The organism is Alteromonas profundi (assembly GCF_010500865.1).
Taxonomy (GTDB): domain Bacteria; phylum Pseudomonadota; class Gammaproteobacteria; order Enterobacterales; family Alteromonadaceae; genus Alteromonas; species Alteromonas profundi.
In genome coordinates this window covers 59,028-83,877 of the sequence record NZ_JAAAWN010000004.1, presented here as the reverse complement: position 1 = coordinate 83,877, position 24,850 = coordinate 59,028, and the positions used below count along the sequence as shown (strand labels likewise).

Annotated in this window: 25 protein-coding genes; 9 read left to right on the top strand and 16 right to left on the bottom strand. The window is 45.1% G+C overall.

The annotated features are described in order from the left end of the window. Positions 1-8: 8 nt before the first annotated feature. Complete coding sequence (gene recQ / locus GTH32_RS04225) at positions 9-1,847, bottom strand: DNA helicase RecQ (RefSeq protein ID WP_163083996.1); 1,839 nt, start codon at positions 1,845-1,847, stop codon at positions 9-11. A 164-nt stretch (positions 1,848-2,011) separates the two neighbouring features. Here recQ and GTH32_RS04220 point away from each other — a divergent pair, with 164 nt between their 5' ends. The 3 genes from GTH32_RS04220 (at position 2,012) to rarD (ending at position 4,856) form a co-directional block, all read left to right on the top strand. Beyond that, positions 2,012-2,491: a thioesterase family protein gene (locus GTH32_RS04220; RefSeq protein WP_163084142.1), complete on the top strand. Its 480-nt coding sequence runs from the start codon at positions 2,012-2,014 to the stop codon at positions 2,489-2,491. 27 nt (positions 2,492-2,518) lie between these two features. Continuing rightward, on the top strand, positions 2,519-3,856 hold the full coding sequence (locus tag GTH32_RS04215; RefSeq protein WP_163083995.1) for a magnesium transporter: 1,338 nt from the start codon (positions 2,519-2,521) through the stop codon (positions 3,854-3,856). Between the two features lie 76 nt (positions 3,857-3,932). Next, positions 3,933-4,856, top strand: coding sequence for an EamA family transporter RarD (gene rarD, locus GTH32_RS04210; RefSeq protein WP_281360014.1), 924 nt, complete (start codon positions 3,933-3,935; stop codon positions 4,854-4,856). A gap of 7 nt (positions 4,857-4,863) precedes the next feature. On the opposite strand, the gene GTH32_RS04205 is transcribed toward rarD, so the two are convergent. Then, on the bottom strand, positions 4,864-6,120 hold the full coding sequence (locus tag GTH32_RS04205; RefSeq protein ID WP_163083994.1) for a diguanylate cyclase: 1,257 nt from the start codon (positions 6,118-6,120) through the stop codon (positions 4,864-4,866). 37 nt (positions 6,121-6,157) lie between these two features. Next, positions 6,158-8,329: a DNA helicase II gene (uvrD, locus tag GTH32_RS04200; protein WP_163083993.1), complete on the bottom strand. Its 2,172-nt coding sequence runs from the start codon at positions 8,327-8,329 to the stop codon at positions 6,158-6,160. A gap of 323 nt (positions 8,330-8,652) precedes the next feature. Here uvrD and cysE point away from each other — a divergent pair, with 323 nt between their 5' ends. After that, complete coding sequence (gene cysE, locus GTH32_RS04195) at positions 8,653-9,453, top strand: serine O-acetyltransferase (RefSeq protein ID WP_163083992.1); 801 nt, start codon at positions 8,653-8,655, stop codon at positions 9,451-9,453. A 282-nt stretch (positions 9,454-9,735) separates the two neighbouring features. On the opposite strand, the gene GTH32_RS04190 is transcribed toward cysE, so the two are convergent. From GTH32_RS04190 to GTH32_RS04155, 8 genes are read right to left on the bottom strand one after another with little or no spacing between them, the layout of a single operon-like run. Then, positions 9,736-10,476, bottom strand: a complete 741-nt coding sequence (locus GTH32_RS04190; RefSeq protein WP_163083991.1) for an HAD-IA family hydrolase — start codon at positions 10,474-10,476, stop codon at positions 9,736-9,738. Between the two features lie 17 nt (positions 10,477-10,493). Further along, positions 10,494-11,399 (bottom strand): tyrosine recombinase XerC, encoded by a 906-nt coding sequence (gene xerC / locus GTH32_RS04185; RefSeq protein WP_163083990.1) that lies wholly within the window; start codon positions 11,397-11,399, stop codon positions 10,494-10,496. Between the two features lie 5 nt (positions 11,400-11,404). Continuing rightward, a complete protein-coding gene (locus GTH32_RS04180; RefSeq protein ID WP_163083989.1) occupies positions 11,405-12,100 on the bottom strand; it encodes a DUF484 family protein in 696 nt (231 codons plus the stop codon). After that, a complete protein-coding gene (gene dapF, locus GTH32_RS04175; protein WP_163084140.1) occupies positions 12,097-12,927 on the bottom strand; it encodes a diaminopimelate epimerase in 831 nt (276 codons plus the stop codon). The genes GTH32_RS04180 and dapF overlap by 4 nt, the downstream gene beginning before the upstream one ends. A 34-nt stretch (positions 12,928-12,961) precedes the next feature. Next, entirely contained in the window at positions 12,962-14,212 is a 1,251-nt protein-coding gene (gene lysA, locus GTH32_RS04170) for a diaminopimelate decarboxylase (protein ID WP_163083988.1), read from the bottom strand. Further along, the gene (gene lptM / locus GTH32_RS04165) at positions 14,212-14,391 is read right to left on the bottom strand and encodes an LPS translocon maturation chaperone LptM (RefSeq protein ID WP_343033385.1); all 180 of its coding nucleotides are present in this window, start codon (positions 14,389-14,391) and stop codon (positions 14,212-14,214) included. Before lptM ends, lysA begins: the two co-directional genes overlap by 1 nt. Positions 14,392-14,442: 51 nt before the next feature. After that, positions 14,443-15,510: an MJ1255/VC2487 family glycosyltransferase gene (locus tag GTH32_RS04160; RefSeq protein WP_163083986.1), complete on the bottom strand. Its 1,068-nt coding sequence runs from the start codon at positions 15,508-15,510 to the stop codon at positions 14,443-14,445. A 1-nt stretch (position 15,511) separates the two neighbouring features. Beyond that, positions 15,512-16,030: a phosphatase PAP2 family protein gene (locus GTH32_RS04155; RefSeq protein ID WP_163083985.1), complete on the bottom strand. Its 519-nt coding sequence runs from the start codon at positions 16,028-16,030 to the stop codon at positions 15,512-15,514. A gap of 597 nt (positions 16,031-16,627) precedes the next feature. Here GTH32_RS04155 and rraA point away from each other — a divergent pair. Then, positions 16,628-17,113, top strand: a complete 486-nt coding sequence (gene rraA, locus GTH32_RS04150; protein ID WP_163083984.1) for a ribonuclease E activity regulator RraA — start codon at positions 16,628-16,630, stop codon at positions 17,111-17,113. A gap of 88 nt (positions 17,114-17,201) precedes the next feature. Here rraA and GTH32_RS04145 read toward each other — a convergent pair whose 3' ends face one another. From GTH32_RS04145 to mpl, 3 genes are read right to left on the bottom strand one after another with little or no spacing between them, the layout of a single operon-like run. Further along, positions 17,202-17,996, bottom strand: coding sequence for a S1/P1 nuclease (locus GTH32_RS04145; protein WP_163084139.1), 795 nt, complete (start codon positions 17,994-17,996; stop codon positions 17,202-17,204). Continuing rightward, a complete protein-coding gene (locus GTH32_RS04140) occupies positions 17,996-18,643 on the bottom strand; it encodes a flavin prenyltransferase UbiX (RefSeq protein ID WP_163083983.1) in 648 nt (215 codons plus the stop codon). The genes GTH32_RS04145 and GTH32_RS04140 overlap by 1 nt, the downstream gene beginning before the upstream one ends. Further along, positions 18,640-19,995: a UDP-N-acetylmuramate:L-alanyl-gamma-D-glutamyl-meso-diaminopimelate ligase gene (mpl, locus tag GTH32_RS04135; RefSeq protein WP_163083982.1), complete on the bottom strand. Its 1,356-nt coding sequence runs from the start codon at positions 19,993-19,995 to the stop codon at positions 18,640-18,642. Before mpl ends, GTH32_RS04140 begins: the two co-directional genes overlap by 4 nt. A 291-nt stretch (positions 19,996-20,286) precedes the next feature. On the opposite strand from mpl, the gene GTH32_RS04130 reads away from it, so the two are divergent. The 3 genes from GTH32_RS04130 to GTH32_RS04120 all read left to right on the top strand — a co-directional run bounded on the left by GTH32_RS04130 (position 20,287) and on the right by GTH32_RS04120 (position 22,475). Beyond that, positions 20,287-21,264: a class 1 fructose-bisphosphatase gene (locus GTH32_RS04130; RefSeq protein WP_163083981.1), complete on the top strand. Its 978-nt coding sequence runs from the start codon at positions 20,287-20,289 to the stop codon at positions 21,262-21,264. Between the two features lie 122 nt (positions 21,265-21,386). Then, the gene (gene ppa / locus GTH32_RS04125) at positions 21,387-21,917 is read left to right on the top strand and encodes an inorganic diphosphatase (RefSeq protein ID WP_163083980.1); all 531 of its coding nucleotides are present in this window, start codon (positions 21,387-21,389) and stop codon (positions 21,915-21,917) included. Between the two features lie 120 nt (positions 21,918-22,037). After that, positions 22,038-22,475, top strand: a complete 438-nt coding sequence (locus GTH32_RS04120; protein ID WP_425482358.1) for a DUF3299 domain-containing protein — start codon at positions 22,038-22,040, stop codon at positions 22,473-22,475. A gap of 5 nt (positions 22,476-22,480) precedes the next feature. Here GTH32_RS04120 and GTH32_RS04115 read toward each other — a convergent pair whose 3' ends face one another. Both GTH32_RS04115 and GTH32_RS04110 read right to left on the bottom strand, forming a co-directional pair. Further along, the gene (locus tag GTH32_RS04115) at positions 22,481-23,176 is read right to left on the bottom strand and encodes a 2OG-Fe(II) oxygenase (RefSeq protein ID WP_163083978.1); all 696 of its coding nucleotides are present in this window, start codon (positions 23,174-23,176) and stop codon (positions 22,481-22,483) included. Positions 23,177-23,187: 11 nt separating this feature from the next. Further along, positions 23,188-23,607 (bottom strand): acyl-CoA thioesterase, encoded by a 420-nt coding sequence (locus GTH32_RS04110; RefSeq protein ID WP_163083977.1) that lies wholly within the window; start codon positions 23,605-23,607, stop codon positions 23,188-23,190. A gap of 265 nt (positions 23,608-23,872) precedes the next feature. On the opposite strand from GTH32_RS04110, the gene GTH32_RS04105 reads away from it, so the two are divergent. After that, positions 23,873-24,802, top strand: coding sequence for a transposase (locus GTH32_RS04105; RefSeq protein WP_163083976.1), 930 nt, complete (start codon positions 23,873-23,875; stop codon positions 24,800-24,802). Positions 24,803-24,850: the final 48 nt, after the last annotated feature.

The following is a 24,850-nucleotide window of genomic DNA, read 5'->3' as shown; positions in this document are numbered from 1 at the left end:
TTGCGAGGTTAAGCTTCTCGGTTTATGTAGTCGTCGATAAGTTGCATAAAGGCCTCGCCATAGCGAGCTAGTTTGGTTTGTCCCACACCGCTTACCGAGAGCAGCGTTTCGCGGCTGGTGGGCAGCTTAGCGGCCATATCTACCAAGGTCGCATCGCTGAATACGACGTAGGGAGGCACTTCGTTTTCTTCTGCGAGTACTTTACGTAAGTGTTTAAGGCGCATGAACAGCGTACGATCGTAATTGGTCGGCGCTTGTTTAGCTTTTTTGTCCGGTTTAAATTCAAGTCGTGGCACTGCCAATTGAATGGCAACTTCACCTTTTAGCACAGGGCGGGCCGCTTCGGTTAGTCTCAGCGCTGCGTTGGCGGTAATATCTACGCGAATGAGCCCTTTGTGAATAAGTTGGTTGATAATATTGTGCCAGTAGCTGTCTGACTTATCCTTGCCTATGCCATAGGTGGATAATTGATGGTGCCCGGCTTCTTGCAAGCGTCGCAGTTGTTTACCCCGTAAAACGTCAATTACATATTGTGTAGCCGCTTGTTGGGACAGTCGCAGTACACAAGAAAGTACCTTCTGACTTAATACGGTGCCATCAATCATGGTGGGGGGATCTAAGCAGATGTCGCAATTGCCACAGGCGCTATCGCTAAACTGAGAAAAATAATTTAGTAACACCTGACGACGGCAGGTTTGTGCTTCTGAAAAAGCTTCCATCGCGGCAAACTTTTGAAGCTCTATGTCATTGCGCTCAGATTGCTCTCCTTGGCTTATCCATTGTTTAACTCTTGCTGCGTCTTTTTCATCAAATAACAATAAGGCTTCAGCGTCGAGGCCATCTCGACCAGCCCGGCCAGTTTCCTGATAGTAACTTTCTACGCTGCGCGGTACATCATGGTGTACTACATAGCGCACGTTCGACTTATTAATGCCCATGCCAAACGCCACTGTGGCTACCACAATATCAATTTTATCGGTAAGAAATTGGCGCTGTACTAACTCACGCTCGTCGGCGTCTAAGCCTGCGTGATACGCGGCACACCGAAACCCCTGGCGGAACAATTTAGCATGTAGGTCATCCACCTTTGCGCGGCTGTTGCAGTAAATAATGCCGCTGCCTTCTTGTTGCTTTACATAACTCACCACTTGCTCGAAAGCCTTGTACTTAGATAACACACGGTAACGAATATTGGGTCTGTCAAAACTTCCCTTATACACTAAAGGATTGTTGAGCTGCAGTTGAGCTAAGATGTCACTTTGGGTAGCAATATCAGCGGTAGCAGTTAGCCCTACCACGGGAATGTCAGGAAAATTTGCTTTAATTTGACCAAGAGCACGGTAGTCTTGCCTAAAATCATGGCCCCAATGGGAAACGCAGTGGGCTTCATCAATGGCAAACAAAGCCACGGTTGCTAATTTTAAGGTTTGTTGAAATCCATATTGGCGCAGGCGCTCAGGAGAAACATATAACAGATCGAGCTTACCTTGGATAAGCTGGTCGGCTATTTGCGCTTGCAACGCCGGATCTAAGGTTGAATTTAGATATGCTGCTTTTACCCCCAGCGCTTTCACTTGTTCTACTTGGTCTTGCATCAAGGAAATAAGGGGCGACACCACAATAGCTGTTCCTTGCCTAACTAGGGCGGGAATTTGGTAGCACAACGACTTACCTCCACCTGTGGGAAGTAGCACAAGTGCGTCATTGCCATTGCAGACATGGTGAATTACGTCTTTTTGACCATCACGAAACGCATCATAACCAAATACATTTTTCAGTACGGTTTCAGGTGATATGGCGGCCGGCAAGGCAGTGTCTTGCGTAGTTGGAGCTATTACAGTTGTCATGGGCGGGGATTTTACGCTGTTTTGTGTCGTTCTTCACGGGTGAAACGTAAAAACTGGACTAAAATTCAGATTAAATATTAATAGGTATAATTATTTAAAACATGACTTCTCAGTTTTCTCACGTAACGTCTTTGAAGATGAAATAAAAACAAAAAGGACGAATGATGAGTACAAATACCCTTGAGAATAATCCGTTAAGGGAGCAATTGATTGAGCATGTGATCAGTTTGTTCCGTGATACAATGCCGTTTAACCAATTGTTAGGTTTACAGTTTCTTCGTAAGCAACACGATATCGAGTTACACGTGCCATGGCAACAATCGCTAACGGGTAACCCGCTGCAAAAGATACTTCATGGTGGGGTAACTGCCACTATGCTAGATACAATCGGTGGTATAACCGCCATTATCGAAACCATAAGGCTTACGCCTTGCGATGAGCTCGCTAATTTGCAACAAAAACTGGCTACCATGGGAACCGTAGATATGCGCGTAGACTACCTTAGGCCAGGTAGAGGAACTCTTTTTGTTGCTACAGCGGCAGTTATTCGCAAAGGCAGTAAGTTAACGGTGTGCCGAATGGAGTTACACAACGAGCTAGGCGATCATATTGCATTTGGAACGGGAACTTATATGTTGGGATAGTAGCTTAGCATTCAGTGGAGGTGTACGGTGGCAGAACCCTTGCCAGATTTAATTGAAGAGTTTGTTAACGATAGCACAGGCGATGATCCAGCCACCATATTAATGGCCCTTAGCCAACAAGATACGGTTTATATTGCATCGTTATTAGAATCTTTGCCGGTAGAGCGGCGCCTAGTGGTATGGGAGGGTATGCCTCGAGAACGTAAACTTGCCGTTCTGGTAGAGATGCGTAGCGATCCTCGTGAAATTCTTATCGATGCGACACCCCACAACGAATGGGCGTCTATCTTCGCCGATATCGATGCTGAAGATTTACTCGAACTACTCGACTCGTTACCCAATAAGTTGGTGGACTTAGCGTACCAAGCCCTTGATAGCCAAGAGCGAAAGTACTTTCGAGATGCAACGCAGTTTCCTGATTCGCAAGTGGGGCACTGGATTAACCACGAATTATTGGTTTTACCGGCAAATGCCAAAGTTAGGGAAGGTTTGCGTTTACTGCGCAGAGAAGTGCCCCAGCATTGCGACAGTATCTATTTAGTGAATCGGTCAGGTCAGTTTTCAGGGTTAGTGAAAGTTACCCGCCTGTTCGTTGCGCATGAACATGCCTCTTTGTTTGAGTTAACTGAAGAGGCCGTTACCCCCTTGTTAGGTACAGAAGATGTATCTGGCGCATCATTGCAAGTACAGCGTTCGGGGTTCTCTGCTCTGCCGGTAACTGATGAAGCGGGTAAACTCATAGGACGGTTAGATATAACCTCTGCTAGCGAGCTTATTAACGAGTTTTATGAACGCCAAGTGATGGCATCTGCCGGTATGGATGAAGATGAAGATTTATTTTCGCCTGTAGCAAAAAGTGCTCGCAATCGCGCATTATGGTTGGGCATTAACTTACTCACCGCATTTTTAGCGTCATGGTTTATTGGTTTGTTCGAGGCCACCTTACAGCAGGTAGTGGCGCTGGCAGTACTGATGCCGGTGGTGGCGAGTATGGGCGGTATTGCAGGGAGTCAAACGCTAACGCTAATTGTAAGAGGGTTAGCGTTAGGGCAAGTAACCCCGGCCAATATGCGGGCATTAATGTTAAAAGAATTGAAAGTAGGCGGTGTAAACGGCGTAATTTGGGCGCTGGTAATTGGCGTTGTGGCTTATTTTTGGTTTACCGATGTAATGCTTGGGATAGTGATATGTTTAGCCATTCTATTTAATATTGTGGCGGCAGCACTGGCTGGGGTATTTGTTCCAGTAATTTTGGACAAACTTAAAATAGACCCCGCCTTGTCAGGCTCGGTAATACTTACCACGGTAACCGATATAGTGGGTTTTGTGGCCTTCTTAGGTCTTGGTACTTTATTTTTACTCTAAAACAGTGGCCTGGGGCGCATGTACGCCTAGGCCATCACCTTGATTGCTAGCCTTTGCGGTTAGATAGGAGAATTTGTTGTCGCACTCTGAACGTCAACGCGCAGACGCCAAGGTTGGTGTTTTATGCGCCATTGCCGCTTATTCCATGTGGGGGGTTGCCCCTCTTTACTTCAAGCAGTTAACGATAATTCCAGCCGCGGAAATTTTAATGCATCGAGTGATTTGGTCGGTGCTACTGCTAGTGGTGTTTATCGCCGGACTAAAGCAATGGCCTAAAGTGACAGCCGCGTTGCGCAACCGTAAGGTTATGAAAATTTTGTTCGTTGCAGGGCTTTTGCTTGGGGCAAACTGGTTGCTTTTTATATGGGCTATTAATAACAACCATATTCTTGATGCCAGTTTAGGGTATTACATCAACCCGTTAATTAATGTGTTTTTAGGCCGTCTCTTTCTGGGTGAACGGCTTCGCCGCTATCAGAAACTCGCCGTTATTTTAGCGCTTGTCGGCGTTACGGTTTTAATTTTTTCCTACGGTCATGTACCGTGGATAGCGCTGGTGCTGGCTGCAAGTTTCAGTGTGTATGGGCTATTAAGAAAGCGGGTGGCCGTTGACTCGCTACCAGGGTTGTTCATTGAAACTTTAATGCTGTCGCCCCTAGCACTGGGGTATTGGGTGTTGTTTGGTTCTGAATATAGCCAATTAACAAATAATCCTTTGTCCCTCAATTTATTGATATTTGCTGCGGGTGTTATTACCACTGCGCCACTGTTGTGCTTTACCGCAGCGGCTCGACGCATCATGTACTCCACACTTGGTTTTTTTCAATACATAGGGCCAACGCTAATGTTTATATTGGCGGTATACCTTTACAACGAGCCCTTAGAGGAAGCACGTTTGGTTACATTTGGTTTTGTGTGGTTAGCCCTGTTGGTATTTAGCGCCGACTCGCTGGTGGCATATAGACAACAAAAACGCGCCCGTACGGCCTTATCGTCTTAGCCTGCAGTTAGGCTAAGACAGCAGTGGCGTCACAACAAAGTTGGTTTCTTCCCCGTGTTTTGGCAAGGTATAGTTGCTGGTCGGCTGCCCGTAATAATACTTCAATGTTCTGGGTAGCAATGACACTGACGCCAATACTACAGGAAGCATAGATAATAGCCTCGCCTATCGCTATAGGGGTAACGGCAAGTGCTAAGCGAAACGTTTCTAGTTTTTGTTTGGCCTGTTGATGCGTGTGGTTGGGTAAGTACACACAAAACTCTTCGCCACCAAAACGAGAAAGAACATCGTGTTCGAAGCTTTTTTCTAACAAATTGCCTACCGTTTTTAGCACCATGTCGCCGGCTTCATGGCCATAGGTATCATTAATTTGCTTAAAATGATCTAAATCGACAATAGCTAATGCCTGGGTTTCAGGTAATTGCTGATGGGCGACAGTGACGGTATAGAAAAAGTGTCGCCGATTAGGCAAGCCGGTTAAATAATCGGTATTCGCGGCGCGGCGTATAGCATCTACGTTCTCGATATATTCAATATTCTGCATCACCTTGCATAAAAACTCTTCATGATAGATAGGTAGACGCAGGAAATCGTTTGCACCGCTTTTGATAAAGTGGGCAGACATCAACATGCCTTGGTCGTCCGCTATCCCCATAATAGCTAATTGCTCTTTGGTGAAGGCTTTGCGCAAATGGGATACAAATTGGGTGCCAGACATATCAGGCAATGCGTTATCTGTAATAACTAAGCGCACATGAATATGCTGAGCTAGCACGGCCATGGCCGCATGGGCGGATAAACAATCATACACCACAAAATTGTGGCGATTTAATAGTGACGACATATGTCGTCGATATCTACGGTTATTGCTAACCACCACCACTCCAATGGTTTTGTTTCTTTCCAAGCGGACGATTAAGCGGTTGAGGTAGTCATAAATCTGCGCGTTTTCTTTTGGAATGTAATCCACCACATTTTTCGCTAAAACCTTATCTCGGGTAGCAGTTTCCAGATTTTCAGTAGTCACAATAGTAGGGATATAGGCATTCACGGTGAAGTCGATGGCCTCACCGTGAGTAGCGTCGGGGAGCGCATAGGCCACCACAGCACATAAGAAGCTCTCAGGTACCATTTGGGCAAATAGCACCCGCGCAGCGGTAAGCGAACTAGCCCTCACAGGCGTTAAGCCTGCCTTGTGAACAAGCTTAGAGACAATATCTAGGTTGGCCTCGTTATTTTCGATAACCAATACATTTTGTTGCATAAACGCCTACTTGGTAGCGGGCTACCTTGCCAGATGGTTACGCCGGCTCCAATTTAGCGTAAGCGAGTACAAGCCACTTGGTGCCGAACTCATCAAAATTAACCTGAACCCGTGCGTGTTCGCCACTGCCTTCGTAGTTCAGAACTATGCCTTCGCCAAATTTTCTGTGAGTAACACGTTGGCCAAGTTGAAAGCCGGTCTCTTCAAACGACGCGTGCGACGTAGCTTGACTAAAGCGGTTATGAACTGGGCGCGAAATAGTTGATTTTAATCGCACTTCTTCCACACAGTCGGCGGGTATTTCTTTTATAAAACGCGATGCCGTATGGTATTTATCTTGCCCATAAAGTCGACGGCTTTCTGCATAGCTAATATAGAGTTTTTGCATTGCCCGCGTCATACCTACATAGCATAGACGACGTTCCTCCTCCATTCTACCTGGCTCGTCATTGGTCATCTGACTTGGGAACATGCCTTCTTCTACTCCAGCCATAAAGACCAGCGGGAACTCTAGCCCTTTGGCTGTATGAATAGTCATCATTTGCACTGCATCTTGGTCTTTATCGGCTTGTTGTTCACCTGCTTCCAGAGAGGCGTGAGCGAGAAAGGCAGAAAGTGGCGTCATTTCTTCCGCTTCATCAGGTACGATAAATTGCTTACAGGCAGTTACTAACTCCTCTAAGTTTTCCAGTCGCGCTTGGGCTTTTTCCCCGCGTTCAGCCTTATACATGGCATATAAGCCAGATTGGCGAATGGCGAGGTCGGCTTGTTCTTCTAACGGTATCTCTGTGGTGGCTTGTTCTAATTCGCTAATAAGTAGAACAAAACTTTGCATGGCATTTAGTGCACGCCCTTTCAGCGCTTTTTCGTTAATTAAATATTGGGTAGCCTGCCACATAGAGCAGTTGTGAGCACGTGCTGCCTCGCGTACTTGTGATAACGTTTTTTCACCAATTCCTCTGCTAGGAGTATTCACTACACGTTCAAAAGCAGCGTCATCGTTAGGATGGTTTATCATCCGCAAATAACCAAGCGCGTCTTTGATTTCTTGGCGTTCGAAGAAGCGTAAGCCGCCATAAATGCGATAGGCGATACCTTGGTGTAGCAACGCCTCTTCAAGTACCCGAGATTGGGCGTTATTTCGGTACAAAATAGCTGCATCTTTTAGTGCGTTACCCTGATGCAACCAGTCTTTTATTTTCGATACAATAAAACGTGCTTCATCAAGTTCATTAAAGCCGGCATAGACGGAAATAAGTTCGCCTTGGCTACCGTCAGTCCATAACTCTTTGCCTAAACGGCCGGTATTATTATCGATAACTGTATTAGCCGCTTTTAATATATTGCCCGTAGAGCGGTAATTTTGTTCCAAACGTACGGTGTTAGGGCTATCAAAATCTTTCAGAAAATGCTGGATATTGTCGACGTTAGCGCCCCGCCAACCATAAATAGACTGATCATCATCGCCAACGATCATTATGTTATTGTTGTCGCCGCTGCATAACATGCGTAGCCAAGCGTATTGTATGTTGTTGGTGTCCTGAAACTCATCGACTAAAACTGCCCGGAAGCGACGTTGGTAATGCGCTAACACGTCGGGATTTTTGGCCCATAGCTCATGGGCGCGTAATAGTAGCTCCGCAAAATCTACAAGGCCAGAGCGGTCACATGCATCCTGATAGGCAGCATAGATTTCCCGCATTTTCTGCTGAATATGGTCGCCGTGGGTTTCAATATGCTGAGGACGCAAGCCCTCATCTTTATTGCCATTGATATACCACTGAGCTTGGCGAGGCGGCCAATGCTTCTCGTCCAAATTCATTGCTTTTAGAATGCGCTTGATAAGCCGATACTGGTCATCAGAGTCGAGAATTTGAAAGTTTTCAGGTAAACCAGCTTCTGCGTGGTGAGCCCGCAATAGGCGGTGAGCTAAACCGTGAAAAGTACCAATCCACATGCTATGTAAATTGCGGCCCATTAATGACTCAATACGGCCTCGCATTTCACGGGCAGCCTTATTGGTAAAAGTTACCGCCAAAATAGAGAAGGGAGCTATGTTCTCCACTTCCATTAACCAGGCAATACGATGCACTAGAACACGGGTTTTACCGCTTCCAGCCCCGGCTAAAACCAAGGCATTGGACAAAGGTGCCGCTACCGCTTCACGTTGTTTGTCGTTGAGTTCGTCAAGCAGTCTGGATACATCCATAGTGTGATTTACCTAATTCGTTGCAAATTTATAACCGCGGTATTATGCCAGCTGACTGTTAATTTATACAGTCCAGTTTTACAGTGTAAGCGAGGGGGCCCGTGTACTCCTAATATTTCATGTGTATTGCTAACGTGGGCGCTGATATAGCAAGGTATAGAATAAGATATAACCAAGATATTGGTTGAATTGAGTGAATAATAGGCTTAGCGGGTGCTGCCTCGCTGTTGATACGTCGGCAGTTAAGGTAATATTTGCACTATTCAACGTGTAGTTACTTCAACCGGCTGCATCTTGCTCATCACCTCTCATAGGAATAGCCCATGACCGCATTTTCTACGCCCAATGATTTTTGGTCGTCGTTAAAACAAGAAGCCCAAAAAGTGGCAGATAGCGAGCCTTTGCTATCTAGTTATGTGCACGCTAGTGTATTAGCACATCATAACTTTGAGTCATCGTTAAGCTTTGTATTATCCAATAAGATGGCCGATGATGTGATGCCTGCCCTGGCTATTCGTGAGGTTTTCGATGAAGCCTACTTATTAGAGCCAGGTATCAGCGAGGCGGCTATAGCAGATATTCTTGCTATTAAAGCACGCGATGCTGCGGTGAATGACTATCTTACTCCTTTACTGCATTTTAAGGGCTTTCACGCGGTGCAAGTACACCGTATGGCGCACTATCTGTGGTTACACGGCCGTCATCAGCTAGCGCTATTTTTACAAAGTAGAAACTCGGCAAGTTTTGGTGTAGACATCCATCCCGCAGCGCGCATCGGCAAAGGCGTTATGTTTGACCATGCCACGGGTATTGTTGTGGGGGAAACCGCAATTATCGAAGATAATGTCTCTATATTACAGAGCGTAACCCTTGGTGGTACGGGCAACGAGTCGGGCGACCGTCATCCTAAAATCCGACAAGGGGTGTTAGTAGGTGCAGGGGCAAAAATTTTAGGCAATATTGAAATTGGTGAAGGTTCTAAAGTGGGCGCGGGTAGCGTGGTACTTGATGATGTACCTGCCCACGTGACGGTAGTAGGCGTACCTGCCAAAGTAGTAGGTCGCCCCGTATGCAAAAACCCATGCGAGTCAATGCGCCAAAACGTATTGGAAGATAACGGCTAAACCAAAGAAGCGGACAAGAGCTAACTAGGCAGCTAACTAGGACACCCACCTTTTTGATATAGACACCCACGAAATAGAGCTAACTAGGACACCCACCTTTTTTGGTATAGACACCCACGAAATAAACATGCAAATGTGGGTGTCCAGTGTATTTCACTCGACATAGACACCCATAATTTACAAATATAATGATGGGTGTCTAAAAGGTTATGGGTGTCTAAAAGGTTTCCCTTGCAGTGCGAGTATGTGGCTGTCTAATAGACAAAAAAGTAATGCGTAGCGTTAGCGAGCAAAAACGGAAAGTTCAGCTAGGTTGTCTAACACGATATGGGGAAGCACTGAGACGGGCTCTTTATGCAACTGCATCGGACGATTACAGGCAAACCACGCAGACTGAAAACCTGCGTTAATGGCGGCGTAAACATCTTTTTGAAGATTGTCGCCAACGTGCAAAATATGTTGAGGGGGGAGGTTAAGCGCATGAGACGCTTCGTCAAACATATCCCGTGCAGGTTTCATGCGTCGCTTAACACTTGCGTGGTAAATATGTTTAAAATATTTGTCTATCCCCACTTTTTTTGCATTAACGTTGCCGTTTGTAATAGCGACTAAGGGCATACATTGCGCTAACGTCGCCAGTGTATTATGCACCTCATCTGCAAGAGTGAAATTGCTCCTAGCGTCGTAAAAGCAATCAAAACATCGCTTTACTGCAGCATCAAGTTCAGCGTGTGGTTCGTTGTCGCTAACCGATAATCCAAAGTCTTCAGATAATGCCATGCGAAGCACGGTAAGCCGTAATTTACCCATGTCCGATGCGAGTAGGGGGTTATTGGCAATACTGTCAACTTTCAGCCGCTTCCACTGTTTAGCGTTTAGGGTGGCGGCACGTGGGTGATGTTTGCCGATATGAAGTCGTAGTGCTTCTTCAGCTTGCTGGATAATAGGTTCATTATTGTAAAGGGTGTCATCTAAATCGAACGTGATAGCTTTTACAGTAGATAGAGGGCGAAAAAACTGCATGGGTGATCGGGGCCTTTTTATTTTTTGTGTGCTCGCGGGTGCGCTGCATCGTACACCTTAGCGAGATGCTGAAAGTCTAAGTGGGTATATACCTGGGTGGTTGATAAGTTGGCGTGCCCAAGCAACTCCTGTACAGCGCGTAAATCACCACTAGACTCTAATACGTGCGTTGCGAAGGAATGGCGCAGCTTATGAGGGCTAACTTTTCGGTCGAGGCTTTGTTGCTCAGCCATTTGGTTCAATCGATTAGCCACTTGCCGATTAGAAATACGGGTTTTTCGTTTGCTTACGAAGATGGCTGTCTCATAGGGATCCGCATAGGCGGGCCTCACTTTTAGCCATGCGTTAAGGGCTTTCTGTGCGTGTCGTCCTATGGGTAATTGGCGCTGTTTGCTTCCTTTCCCCATTACTCGTAAGGTGCCGTCTCTTTGGTAGTCACTTAAGTTTAAACTGGTAAGCTCATTTAAGCGCAGTCCGCAACCATACAGTAATTCAAACATAGCGGCATCTCTACACACAATGCCTTCATCAGATTCACCGTTAAGCAATTGCTGCATCTCATCTACACTTAATTGCTTAGGGAGCGGCTTGCCTTGTTTAGGTGCCGAAATTCCTTCCACAGGATTACTGAAAAGCTGTTTTTGTTCAATTAGGTATAGGCAGAAAGTACGTAAAGCTGACAACCGTAACGCGATGCTACGAGGCTTATGCCCTGCCATTTTGGCTGCTGCCATAACGCGCTTTACGTCAGAGGGGGTGATGCCAGACCATTCATCTAGCCCTAATGTCTGCGCAATATCAATTAATTGGCGACGATAGTTTGAAAGTGTATGTTGAGAAAGGCCTCGCTCAACTTGTAAGTGTAGCAGGTATTTATCTAACCAAAACTGGCAGGAACCGCTTAATTCAGGCGTTGTTGCCACAGCAACTAGTACCCCATCATCTCTGGAAGAATAATATTGAGTACTTGTTGTAGCTGCATTAACAATAAGGTGTCCATGTCTGGCGTAAAGTGTGTGGCATCGCTACTACTGATCCCTAATATGCCAAGATCTTGCTTATCGCCAAGAAGAATAAGGGCTACCGACTCTGCATCATTTTCTGCAAATAAAAGCTGTCGTTCGTGTTGCGACAAGCGGCCAAAGAAGAAAGAACTATTTTTAAAGCGTTTCTCGGTAAATAGGCGGCGCTGTAACTCGGGGATAGCGTGAGGACCTTTAAAGCTTTTTATTACCGCGGAAGCTAATTGCAAGCGTTCTTGCAGTACATCTTCAAGGGTAAATTGTACTTCCGCTACGCTTTTGCACCTGAGCAATTGCACATTAAGATCGGTATAAACGCGATATATTTTCTCATTCTGTTTAGCAACACTAACCAGTTGCGAAAGTTTGAAATTTAGTTGGCGTACCTTTTTTCGTAGTTGTTCGCTTTGAATTTCAACCAAAGATACGCTTCCCTTTTGCTCATGGGGTACTTTGATTTTATCGGCGAGTTCGGGGTGCTGCGCAAAAAATTCAGGGTGCTTAACCAAATACGCATACACATCCGCAGGCGACAGGTTACTATCGCCAGAAAATACTTCTACTACAGCAGAAGCGCTTGATTGCCCTGAAGTTTCGCTCATAAGTTTATTTGTCCATCGTAGACATGCTCAGCAGGCCCTGTCATTTTTAGTACGCTATCAGGGCCTGGCCAGCGGATCCTTAAACTGCCACCGGGTAAATCTACCCGAACATCCTTGCTTAATTTACCTTGTATTTGACCGATTGCAACCGCTGCGCAAGCGCCGCTACCACATGCTAAGGTTTCACCAGATCCTCGTTCAAATACGCGAAGGCGAATATGCGAGTCGTTAATTATTTGCATAAAACCTACGTTCACTCCCTCAGGAAAACGCTCGTGACGCTCTACTTGAGGGCCTATTTCCAACACCGCGGCGGTATCTACATCGTCAACTTCAATAACACAATGGGGGTTGCCCATAGACACCGAACCGACGAAAAGCGTTTGGTCATCCACTCTTAAGATATAGGTGTTTTCTTGTTTATTAGCCTTCAAAGGAATGTCAGATGGGGTAAATTCAGGCTTCCCCATATTGACGGTAACTTGGCCATCCTTTTCAAGATACAGCACCATTTTTCCCGCTTTGGTACTCACTACAATTTTATTGCGGTTGATTAAGCCTTTTTGTTTTACAAAGCGCGCAAAACAACGCGCACCGTTACCGCATTGCTCTACTTCTGAACCATCAGCATTAAAGATGCGATAATGAAAGTCCTGCTCTGGGTCATAAGGCGGCTCCACCATCAGTAATTGGTCGAAACCAATACCGAAATTGCGGTTGGCCAACTGCTGAATTTTTTCTTTTGAGAAAAAAACGTTCTGGGTGACGTTGTCGATCACCATGAAGTCATTCCCCAGACCGTGCATTTTTGAGAATTGAACCTGCATTAACTGCGCATCTTTATATTGAGTTTTCCCTAGTTTACGTAAGTTTGTGCTCACCTTTCCAGAGATCTTTTTGAATTTCTCGTTCTCGAACAACAATTGCTTCGTCGCCATCTACCATTATTTCCGCTGGACGGCAGCGACTATTGTAGTTTGACGCCATAGTAAATCCATATGCGCCCGCGCTTCTTACCGCGAGAAAGTCTCCTGCACAAATAGCTAACTCTCTATCTTTTCCTATAAAATCGCCTGTTTCGCAGACAGGGCCCACTACATCATAGGTATGAGGTGTGGCACCTGAGCCTTGTATTACAGGGATAATATTTTGCCAAGCAGAATAAAGAGCCGGACGTAGCAAATCATTCATTGCGGCATCAACAATAGCAAAACTTTTTTCTTCACCTTGCTTAATGAATTCTACCTCTGTAACCATGATTCCTGCATTCGCAGCAATAGCCCGTCCTGGTTCTAGAATGAGTTTAAGGTTACTTCGCCCGTCCATCTTTTCTGCCATCGCGGCGGCATAGGCTTTCGGGTGAGGAGGTTCTTCATCGTCGTAAGTAACGCCAAGGCCGCCACCTACGTCCAGATGCTCTATTACAATGCCGCGCTCAGCAAGTTCATCAATAAGTAGCAGCAAACGCTCAAGCGCATCAACAAAAGGGCCTATTTCAGTTAATTGCGACCCGATATGACAATCCATGCCCACTACCTTTAAGTGCGAAAGCGAGGCGGCCAATTCGTAGGTTTGTATAGCGCGTTCTCGGGCTATGCCAAATTTGTTCGCTTTTAAACCGGTAGAAATGTAGGGGTGCGTCTTCGCATCAACGTCGGGGTTAATACGTAATGAAATAGGTGCTTGTGTTCCTAGACTTTCTGCTACGGCATTAATTCGGTGTAGCTCTGGTTCTGATTCAACATTGAAGCACATAATGCCTTGTTGTAACGCATACCGAATCTCATCAGATTTTTTACCGACCCCGGAGAAAACGACTTTGCTGGCATCGCCGCCAGCTTCGATAACGCGAGCAAGTTCACCGCCAGATACGATGTCAAAACCCGAGCCTAATTTCGCCAGGGCACTCAGTACCCCTAAGTTCGAATTGGCTTTAACTGCGTAGCAAATAAGGTGGGGGTGTTCGCCTATTGCATCGTTGAATGCGTGCCAGTGCCTTTCTAGGGTGGCACGTGAGTATACGTACAGAGGCGTACCGTGTTGTTGCGCCAGAGAGGTTACTGAAACATCTTCGGCGAACAATTGGCCTTCTTTATAAGCAAAAAAATCCACTAGTTAACATCTCCTAATGTGGCGGGGGGCGCTTGGGTTTTGTTTTTGAGCGCAGCCTCATCCGACGTATCAAGAGGTGTATTTTTACTGGGCGCATCTGGAATATAGAGCGCTCCTTTGTAACCACAGCCAGTTAATGCTATGGCGATAACTGATAGTACAACACACTTTTTAAGCACGAAGAATCCCGCGAAAGCTAGAACAAATGCCGCTATCATCGCATTGCGGTATTAAAATGCAAGAGACAATAAGTGTTCTTGGGTTTTCTCACCGTAATGTACATTCTTCCACAAGGTATTGCACAAATCGTTGGTATCTTGCCAATTGCCTTTTTTTAACCAATCTATCAATACACTAGGGTCATCGGGAAAACTTATCGCTTCATTATCAGGGGCATCGAGCCATTCTTCTGTGACGCCGGTATCCAATTGAAAAAGCGTGTGACATAGGTTGAGTTTATTGAGGGTTAAAACATTTGAAAGTTGCTCGAACTGCCCGTGTAAGGGTTTAATCAGTAGTTTTTTCCCTAGTTGCAATGCTTCACTAGAAAGTTCAAAACCGCCGTTTGCGATAACCCCTTTACACTGCTGCAAAGCACGCTGAAAATGATGTTTTGAAGTGGGGTGCCAGTGAATGTTTCCCTGCTTTGCCGACTGTTGAATCGCAGGATGAAAGCATAGAAAGTTTTGATCGCTAATGGGCTCTAGCATTTGGTGAATTTCACTTATATCTTCAAAAGGTAAGTACACCAGAATATTGTCAGCACTAGGAGCAAAAGCTGGTTTATCTGCAATAAAGGGAGGAATTATAGGCTGATTAAAGTGGTACCAGTGTACCCCGAGTTGGTATTGGGTGGGGGCAAAGCCCTTCATCAATAGTTTGTCTGCTATACCATCACCCGTTTTCGGTACCTTGTAGGCGAAGGCCGCTTGATGGCTAATTGAAATAGAAGGGGTGTGTTGCTGCTTCGCAGCCCACGCCGTGACGGGCTCGAAATCGTTTATCAATAAATCATAACTGTGGGTGTCTAGTTTTTTGATATCGTGCAAAAGCTGTTTTATGTTCGCGTTGCGCAACGTAGTCCAACGATCGACTTGGCCATTTTGGGTGACAAAGCTTAAGCCAGTGAGGGTGCGATAATCACCGAACACTTCCATATCGAAGTACTTTTCAGGGGGCCTGCCAGTAAATACAAAATCAACATCAATATCAGGGCGATTCGCTAATGCGGCGGCCATAATTCTTGCACGCGCAATATGCCCGTTGCCCGTGCCCTGTACACCATATAAAATTCTCATATTATCCCAATATTGCTAAACTCAATGAGGCTATCGTTATGCCTAGTGCGCCGCCTGCAAGAACATCTGATGGATAGTGTACACCTAGTAGAATTCGAGAGAGCCCTATAAGCGCCGCCCAACTGTAGGCGATGATAGCAAAGGAAGGATAATAGTGAGCAATAATACTTGCCATTAACCATGCAGCAGCAGTATGCCCCGAGGGCAATGAAAACTTATCGGAGGGAGTGACATGTGCGGTTAAATTTAATAGAAAATCACATGGGCGAGGGCGCTTGAACATCTTTTTAAGCAACACATAAACGGGAAGCTCCAAAGCGTAAGCCATTAATGCCGTGTACAAAAAGAGCTCACCGTGCTCTGGTTCAAAAGCCCATAGCAACATTCCAATGACAAAATATAAGTAGCCGTCACCGGTTTTAGACAGCCATATAATGCTACGACAGTCTCTTTTTACAGTAAGACGGTAGAGACGATAAAAAAGCGTTGTATCGTACTTGTTCAAGGATTTTAAATTCACCCGCCCTAGTCCCCATTGTGATGATTTAATGCACAGGCTAGAAAGGTACTGTGACCAATCAGTGACAGAAAAAAGAAACCTTTATGACATGCCCCCATCGTGTACCTTACTTTGGATGTTCGAAGACACCCACATTATTTGGCGAACAGCTGCTATAGACACCCACAACCATAAACATGGACAGCCACTATATTACCGTTAAGCGAAAAGAAAAAACCAGACACCCATGGTTTTACTACGAATGTTCAACCTAAAACGTCCAGTAAGAGCAACTCATTATTGCGCACGTTCAAATTAGTGTTAATTCGTCCGACTCCCATTGCCGTTTTACTAGCACGAGAATAAACACTAGTGATAATATCGACGGTGAACTGAGAGCGGCGATACAACTATAAAAGCTCACTGTTGTGTTGAACGAAGCAATTTTTATACACATTACGCGGAAAACTTCGAGTTTTGTGCTTTATACAGCAGTTAGCGGTGACATGAGGAATGTTTCTTTCGTGCTATCTAAATCAGCCATTTTCAGCGCACAAATAAATGCTATGCTAACCATAGTGGATTATTTCCTTCCCTCATTTAAAGTAAGGCAGAGCAATGGATTACAATACTTCCGAATTATGCGATTTATTTGCAGATAGCGTTGATGTGGTAGACCCAATATTCGCAAGTTATGGTGGGCGATATTCTTTCGGTGGTGAAATAACGACCGTGAAGTGCTTTGAAGATCGAGGGTTAATTGACCGAGTATTAGCTCAACCCGGCTCTGGAAAAGTGCTGTTGATTGACGGCGGTGGTTCTACCCGGCGTGCGCTTATAGATGCTTCATCTGTCCAAATTGCGATAGAAAATGATTGGGAAGGTATTGTGTGCTACGGCAGTGTACGTGAAGTAGACTCTTTGGCTGATATGGACATAGGTGTTTTGGCTGTTGCGGCTATCCCGGTAAATGCTGAAAGTGAGAGTATCGGCGATGTCGATGTACCTGTTAACTTTGGCGGAGTAACATTCTTGCCTGAAGATCATTTATATGCAGATAGTACTGGCGTTATTCTCTCCCCTGAGCCACTGGATTTGGATTAAGAACTTTTTGAAGCCAGTTATAGAACAAAAAAAGAAGGCATAACGCCTTCTTTTTTATTGCTTTTACGGTATAGATAACCGTTAGTAATTACTTTTCCTGATCAAACACTTCGTTTAAATACATGGCCATTCGAATCCCCGCCATCTGAAGGCGAGTAGTGGCAATTGGAAGGTTTGTATCTAAATATTTGTATGCCATATTGTTGGCGTTTTCTGGGTAAATCTTGTCACGTATTTGAGTACTTTCTTCAACCCACACTAAGGGGTCTGTGTTTGCCCAATCCCGAATATCTTTAGGTGTAATACTGCGGGTTAGCCACTGTGTCCATTCTGTGTAAGAAAGCTTACGTTGATCGATCATTTGTGAGTCCCATACACGGTGTAGGTTCGAATCCTGCCAAAAAAAGCGTACTTTAAGGCCGTTGCCACCACGATCCGTGCCATTGCCCGCATGTAAAGGTTGATGAAGGTCGCCTATAATATGCACCACAAAACGTAAGGCGAGACGCTTATCTTCGATACTCGCTGAAGGGCTTTGAAGTGTTTCTGTAAATTTTTTGAGCGCGGTGATCGCATCACCTTCTGAAGGAGCGCCTACTTCACTGTAATGGTTACCCATTGGAATGGTCACAAAGTGCCAAGGTGTAGCTGTTTTTTGCCAAAATTCACTCTCTTGTGTACGCATTTCATCAGCATACGTAGAAGCCTCTGCTAACGAACTGTTGGGAAGCAACTCCATTAATGCCGCTTGCGCTAAGGGGCTTAAGAATTGTTGCGCGATTGCACCAGTAACTCTATGGCCAGTTTGTCCCCATCCAAAAGCTGGAAAACTCGGTGCTATGGCGATAATGGCACCAAGTGCAAAGGTAATAATCTTGTTCATCAACGTCGGCATTTTTCTTCCTCTAAATGTTTGGCGGTTTGATATCCCCATCGAGCCACCAATGATTGCGCAATACCTAAGTGGTCTAAAATGCGGGCAACAACAAAATCCACGAGGTCATCAATGGTTGTTGGGTTGTGATAAAACCCGGGAGCCGCGGGCATAATTGTGGCACCCATTTGAGACAGTTTAAGCATGTTTTCAAGATGAATAGATGACAGTGGCATTTCACGCGGTACTAATATAAGTTGCCCGCGCTCTTTTAGTACTACGTCGGCGGCGCGTTCTATTAAGTTATCACTAGCGCCAACCGCGATAGAGGATAAAGTGCCAGTAGAGCAGGGGCAAACCACCATTTTAGCCGGGGCTGCAGAGCCTGATGCCACGGGTGAAAACCATTCTTCTTTGCCAAAAACGCTAATTTGGCCAGGCTTGCCTGCGCACTTTTCAGTGAAAAATGCTGCTGCGTCTTCAGGGCGGCTAGGTATTTTAAGGTTCTCTTCTGTTGCAAAAACAACTTTTGCTGCTGAGGAGATTAATACATATACCTGATAATCTGCCTTCACTAGAGAATTAAGTAGGGTTAACGCATAAGGGGCACCGGATGCGCCAGTTATAGCAAGTGTAACTTGTTTTTCGTGTTTCATGGTGCAACCTCGTTAAGCATATTGAGTACGCGTTGATGAATACCGTCAAAGCCACCATTACTCATGATAAGTATATGATCGCCCGACGCTGCTACGTGAGATAGCTGTTGAACGATTGCGTCGACGTTATTAAAACATTGTGTGGGTGTCTCACTTTCTTTAGCTCGGGAAGCTAAAGACCACTCTAAGCCCTCTGGTTCATAAACCAATACTTCGTCAGCTTGTTGCCACGAGGCTACTAAAGTATCTTTATGGACACCCATCTTCATCGTATTTGAACGTGGCTCTAACACCGCAATAATACGTTTTCTCCCTACTTTTTTACGAAGGCCATCAAGGGTAGTAGCAATAGCTGTTGGATGGTGGGCGAAGTCATCATAAACCGTTATACCGTTAACAACGCCTCTAATTTCCATTCGCCGTTTTACATTTTTAAAAGAACTTAGTGCTGCTATGGCATCGGTGAGTGTCACGCCCGCGTGATGGGCAGCAGCAATGGCCATAAGTGCGTTATCTACATTGTGCTGCCCCATGAGTGTCCAGCGAACGGTACCTGCGTTGTGACTATTGTGAATAACGTGGAACTCACTCCCGTCCCCATTGATAAGCGCTGCGTCCCATTCTTTACCTAAAGACTGTCGCTGCGACCAGCAGCCTTTTTCTAACGTAGTTTCTATGGCTGTCTGGTTATCGGGCGTTAAAATTAAGCCGCGCTGTGGCACCATACGAACGAGATGGTGGAATTGCGTTTGGATGGCCGCTAAATCAGCAAAAATATCAGCGTGATCAAACTCTAAGTTATTAATTACCAGTGTTTTCGGGCGGTAATGAACAAATTTGGAACGTTTATCAAAGAAAGCACTATCATATTCGTCGGCCTCAATAACGAAAAATGGGCCTTCGCCGACGCGGGCAGAGACACCAAAATTTTCCGGTACACCACCAATAAGGTACCCGGGGTTCAGCCCGGCATATTCTAATATCCAGGCAATCATGCTGCTGGTGGTCGTTTTTCCATGCGTACCGCTCGCACCAATAACCCATCGGTCTTTTAGTAAGTTATCAAGTAGCCACTGTGGTCCGCTGGTATAGGGTAAATTGCGATTCAATACAAATTCTACCGCTGGGTTTCCCCGAGACATGGCATTACCCACAATAACCATATCTGGGGCGGGCTCAAATTGCGTCTCATCCCAGCCTTCAGTTAATTCAATGCCCAGCGCTTCTAATTGCGTGCTCATTGGCGGATAGACATTGGCATCTGCCCCTGTGACTTTATGACCCAGTGACTTAGCAATAGCAGCAATGCCGCCCATAAAACTGCCGCAAATTCCAAGAATGTGTACGTGCATGGCGCCTTCTCATATAAACGTTCTATTAGGCGTGTACTTTATCAGAACCAGGGCTAGGTTGAATAACCAAATTTCAGTGAGTTAGTTGCTTTACGGGCTCAAGCTGTGCGGAACTGGTATGGGTTGTTTGTTGGATTATTCTTCAATGTTTCCCTTCGCGGCATTCACGGTTACAATCAACTTACAGGTGTTATTTTTTAATGCTTGTTGGCAAGGTAAGAAACAGCCAGTAAGGAAAACTGTGCGCCTTATGTTGTCATACCCTACATATCTCAAAAAAGGCTAACAAAGATGAAACGTTTAAACTCCCAATTGCAGCAAGACGGGGCGCCGCTTGAGCTTATATTGCTCATACGTACATTACTCGCGGGTTGTAAAGAAATCTCTTTCCGCGTAAGTCAGGGAGCACTGGCAGGTGTTTTGGGGTCAACCTTGTCTGAAAACGTACAGGGAGAAACTCAAAAAAAACTTGATGTTATTTCAAACCATATCTTAAAAGACACGTTAAGAGAATCTGGTTACGTGAAGGCAATTTCCTCTGAAGAGGAAGATGACGTGGTGCCGTGCAACCCGGAGGGCAAATATCTTGTCAGTTTCGACCCGTTGGATGGTTCATCCAATACGGAAATAAACAGCCTGATAGGTACTATTTTCTCCATTACTCATGCCCCTCAATGGATGGAGCCTGATGATCCTTCAGCATTTTTGCAACCAGGTACTCAAATTGTGGCCGCAGGTTATGTTCTTTACGGGCCTTCAACCATGCTAGCGTTATCCACCGGTCGTGGTACACACATATACACCTTGGACAAAACCCATGGTGGATTCTTACTGACTCACCCGAATATTCAGGTACCAGAAGACACTACTGAGTATTCTATCAATGCCTCAAATCAGCGTCATTGGGAGCCCGCCATGCAGGCGTATATCGCTGATTTATTAGCAGGTAAAGAAGGCCCTCGCAAAAAGAACTATAATATGCGTTGGGTGGCTGCCATGGTAGGAGATATTCATCGATTGTTATGTAGAGGGGGCATATTTATGTACCCGTATGATAATCGTGATCCGTCAAAACCAGGTAAGCTACGTTTGTTGTATGAAGCGAACCCTATGGCGTTTCTAATGGAGCAAGCGGGGGGTAAGGCCGAGACAGGCACAGGGCGTATATTAGAGGTGATGCCAGAAGAAATTCATCAACGTGTACCTTGTATCATTGGTTCAAAAGGCGAAGTTGAAGCTTGCCTGAGTTATGCCGAAAAGAGTGAATAGATAAAAATAGCAGCAAAATACAATAGATTGATACGACGAGCGTCGTAAAACATTTTTATTTTGCTGCGGTCGCCGTATACTTATGGGCAAAATTTCCAACATATCATTGTAAGGACTATAGAATGAGCTTAGGTGCTGTTCCTGCCGGCAAAAATTTGCCAGACGAAGTAAATGTAATCATCGAAATTCCAGCCCACGCTGACCCGGTGAAATACGAAGTAGACAAAGAAACTGGCGCGTTATATGTCGACCGTTTCATGGCAACTTGCATGCATTACCCAACTAACTACGGTTACGTTAATGACACTCTATCTGAAGACGGCGATCCAGTTGACGTGTTAGTGATGACACCCTTCCCATTATTGGCGGGCTCGGTTATCAAGTGTCGTCCTGTGGGCGTACTTAATATGACTGACGAATCAGGAAAAGATGCAAAAGTTCTTGCTGTACCTGTAGACAAACTTTCTACAATTTACCGCGATGTGAAAGAAATCTCTGATGTACCTCCATTACTATTGAAGCAAATTGAACATTTCTTCGAGCATTATAAAGATCTTGAGCCAGGCAAATGGGTTAAGATTGACGGATGGGCTGACGCAGAAGCGGCAAAAGCTGAAATTGTCTCAAGCGTTAAGCGTTTCGAAGCAGAATAATTCACGCAGCTTCAAATTAATGATAGAAAGGGCTGGTAGTTACCAGCCCTTTTTTATTGGTAAGAGAGAATTATGCGCAAACAAATGAATACCGTATGGGCGTTGATAAGCCTAATTTTGATGGTGTTGCCAATGGCAGCTAAATCTGCCGAAGAACCCGTGGAAGTATACTGGGAAGACTTGGTTCCTGAAGGCTTTAACGAAATGGCGCCCCCTGCAGTTCAGCATAATGGGGAAATGAGTCAGTTGCAGCCCGATGCACCTGTGGTAGACACTTATAATAATAAGCGAGTAAAGATACCAGGCTTTGTTGTGCCGTTAGAAGGGACAGATGAATTAACTACAGAATTTTTACTAGTGCCATATTTTGGCGCATGTATACATGTACCCCCTCCGCCTTCAAATCAAATCGTGTATGTGAAATTTGAAGAGGGCATTGCGATTGATAATATTTACGATGCAATTTGGGTTACCGGTGTATTGTCAACAGAGGGTTGGAGTGGCGATATTGCCTCGGTAGGCTATCGGTTAAGTGGCCAAGCTGTAGAAGCGTTTTAACGCTTCTACTTAGCGTATATTTTCTCAGCACGGTTGTAGAGTAACCATGAGGTTAAGATATATTTGTCATTACTTTTAGGGATAGCGCCACGATGCGTATGCGTAAAATATGCAGGAGCGATAACCATTCGGCCGGCTTTAGGTTTTACCGCTCTGTTTTGATAATAAAACTCTGTTTCTCCACCTTCTTCCACGTCGTTTAGATAGTACATAAACAGTAATACACGGTGCAAAGCGTCATTATGGGGCATTTGAGGAAATACTTCTGAATGCCAATAAGGATAACCCCCATTCCTAGCTGTGTAGCGTTGTGCATTAATATCGCCCACCCGATATAGGTAGTTAACTAAATTTGCTAAGTTAGGTTTGCCGACTTCATCGAAGTTTTCCCCAGTTAACTTTACCGGGTCTCCGGTTTTAGGGTGGCGCACTGTTAGACCCATTGGGCCAACTAGAGCAAAGTAGTACTTTTCAATATAGGCAACAAGTTGCTGCCCAGTGAGTTGCATTACCTGCTTGAAAAGGTCAGCAAACTCTGCGTTTTGGCTAATCGATACATCGGTGCTGCGTTTTTTATCTAAATCAACCCCGCCCCCGGTTCGACCTTGAGTAAGGTTAGGGCTCCTATCAAAACGCGCCATAAGTTCAGAGCATAACTCTGGCGGCAATACATCATCTATAACTTCTATTAAATCACTCACGCGTTTTTCACCTACTTATCAGTTACGGCTTTAAAATGGCGTTGTAACTCTTCTTTTACCATTTTTGGTATAGGCGCGGAGCGTTGGGTTTGATAGTCGAAGTGAACCATCGTTGTAACACCTGTAGAGCAAAGTTTATCTTGCTGCCATAGCTCTTGGTATACATCAAAGGCGCTATTCCCAAGACGACTAATAAACGTTTTTACCGTTACCGGATAGCCATAAAAAATTTGCGCGAGAAAATCTACTTTATAACTGGCTAAAATAAGCGGCCAGTTTTGTAAATCTAAAGTTGGGGTGAACATTCTAAATATTGGCTCTCGAGCGGCTTCAAACCAAGCGACTAACGCGGTATTGCTGACATGCTGCAAGGCATCAGTTTCACAAAAACGTACATCAAAAGAAGTAACCAGAGGGGTAGAAGCTGTCATAAAATACTTAGGGTTATATGAAGTTTCCTTCACTTTAGCATGGCGATAGGTTGTTTTCAGCCACCCACTTTTTATAGACACCCATTCACTAACCCAATAGTACCCGAGTCTTTACCGAGTCTTTACTAGACACCCACTTAGGACACCCGCTTAGCAGAACGTTTCGCCAAGACACTCACTTTGCAATTTCTATCCTAAGGGGCAGTACCATTAGCTTTTCCTTTCACCCATAGTAAGTGTTATTCATTTTTTATGTGTCCGTCCTATGCCACAGCCCAGAAAAACACTTATTTGTCTTGATGCAACGTCTTATTATCATTGTGTATCCCGTTGTGTTAGGCGTGCATTCCTTTGCGGTAGAGACCACTACAGCGGTAAAAGCTATGAGCACCGTAGGCATTGGGTAGAGAACCGTCTACTGAAGCTTGCAAGCGTATTTGCGATAGACGTTTGCGCTTATGCTGTTATGAGCAATCATACCCACCTGGTGCTTTATGTAGATAAGCGAAAAGCGCTTTCGCTCAGTACGGATGATGTACTGCGGCGCTGGCATATGCTGCATAAAGGTACAGAACTAACCCGCCAATACATGAACAGTAAATCGAGATCTAAGCTTTCTCAAATTCAGTTGCAAAGCGTATTGTCAAGCGTGTCGGTATACAGGAAAAGGTTGTACGATATAAGTTGGTTTATGCGCTTGCTAAATGAGTATATTGCAAGATTAGCCAACAAAGAGGATGAATGTACCGGGCGCTTTTGGGAAGGACGCTTTAAATCACAAGCCTTACTCGATGAAGCATCGCTACTAGCGTGTATGGCATATGTGGACTTGAACCCTATAAGGGCAGGAAAGGCAAAGACCCCTGAAAAATCGGCATATACGAGCATTAAACGACGAGTTAAAGCTGCGAAAGCGAACGCGCAACCACGCAGTCTTCTTCCTTTCATAGGGTCGACAAATTCAAAGGCGGAAAAAGGGCTTCCCTTCGCATTGGAGCACTACATGCAACTAGTTGACTATACGGGACGAAGGTTAACACAAAAAGCCGAGGGGGTTATTCCTGCTAATTGTGAACCTATACTTTCGCGAGTGGGGATTAACGAAGGCTATTGGTTTAAAATGACTAGCGGAATAGAAACACAGTTTCGTTCAAAAATAAGCATCACTATTGCACTACGCAAAGCTGCATTTTGAATTTGTGAAGGTTTAGGGTTACAAGCATTGAAGTGGAAGGTGGAAAAA

Bases quoted from the DNA above. Each gene is read 5' to 3' on its own strand.
- GTH32_RS04145 (WP_163084139.1), bottom strand. From the start codon at position 17,996: ATGAACAAGATTATTACCTTTGCACTTGGTGCCATTATCGCCATAGCA.
- GTH32_RS04110 (WP_163083977.1), bottom strand. From the start codon at position 23,607: ATGACAGCTTCTACCCCTCTGGTTACTTCTTTTGATGTACGTTTTTGT.
- GTH32_RS04180 (WP_163083989.1), bottom strand. From the start codon at position 12,100: ATGAGCGAAACTTCAGGGCAATCAAGCGCTTCTGCTGTAGTAGAAGTA.
- GTH32_RS04220 (WP_163084142.1), top strand. From the start codon at position 2,012: ATGAGTACAAATACCCTTGAGAATAATCCGTTAAGGGAGCAATTGATT.
- GTH32_RS04140 (WP_163083983.1), bottom strand. From the start codon at position 18,643: ATGAAACACGAAAAACAAGTTACACTTGCTATAACTGGCGCATCCGGT.
- dapF (WP_163084140.1), bottom strand. From the start codon at position 12,927: ATGCAGGTTCAATTCTCAAAAATGCACGGTCTGGGGAATGACTTCATG.
- GTH32_RS04130 (WP_163083981.1), top strand. From the start codon at position 20,287: ATGAAACGTTTAAACTCCCAATTGCAGCAAGACGGGGCGCCGCTTGAG.
- mpl (WP_163083982.1), bottom strand. From the start codon at position 19,995: ATGCACGTACACATTCTTGGAATTTGCGGCAGTTTTATGGGCGGCATT.
- GTH32_RS04160 (WP_163083986.1), bottom strand. From the start codon at position 15,510: ATGAGAATTTTATATGGTGTACAGGGCACGGGCAACGGGCATATTGCG.
- recQ (WP_163083996.1), bottom strand. From the start codon at position 1,847: ATGACAACTGTAATAGCTCCAACTACGCAAGACACTGCCTTGCCGGCC.
- rraA (WP_163083984.1), top strand. From the start codon at position 16,628: ATGGATTACAATACTTCCGAATTATGCGATTTATTTGCAGATAGCGTT.
- ppa (WP_163083980.1), top strand. From the start codon at position 21,387: ATGAGCTTAGGTGCTGTTCCTGCCGGCAAAAATTTGCCAGACGAAGTA.
- GTH32_RS04120 (WP_425482358.1), top strand. From the start codon at position 22,038: ATGGTGTTGCCAATGGCAGCTAAATCTGCCGAAGAACCCGTGGAAGTA.
- GTH32_RS04205 (WP_163083994.1), bottom strand. From the start codon at position 6,120: ATGCAACAAAATGTATTGGTTATCGAAAATAACGAGGCCAACCTAGAT.
- uvrD (WP_163083993.1), bottom strand. From the start codon at position 8,329: ATGGATGTATCCAGACTGCTTGACGAACTCAACGACAAACAACGTGAA.
- GTH32_RS04105 (WP_163083976.1), top strand. From the start codon at position 23,873: ATGCCACAGCCCAGAAAAACACTTATTTGTCTTGATGCAACGTCTTAT.
- cysE (WP_163083992.1), top strand. From the start codon at position 8,653: ATGACCGCATTTTCTACGCCCAATGATTTTTGGTCGTCGTTAAAACAA.
- GTH32_RS04190 (WP_163083991.1), bottom strand. From the start codon at position 10,476: ATGCAGTTTTTTCGCCCTCTATCTACTGTAAAAGCTATCACGTTCGAT.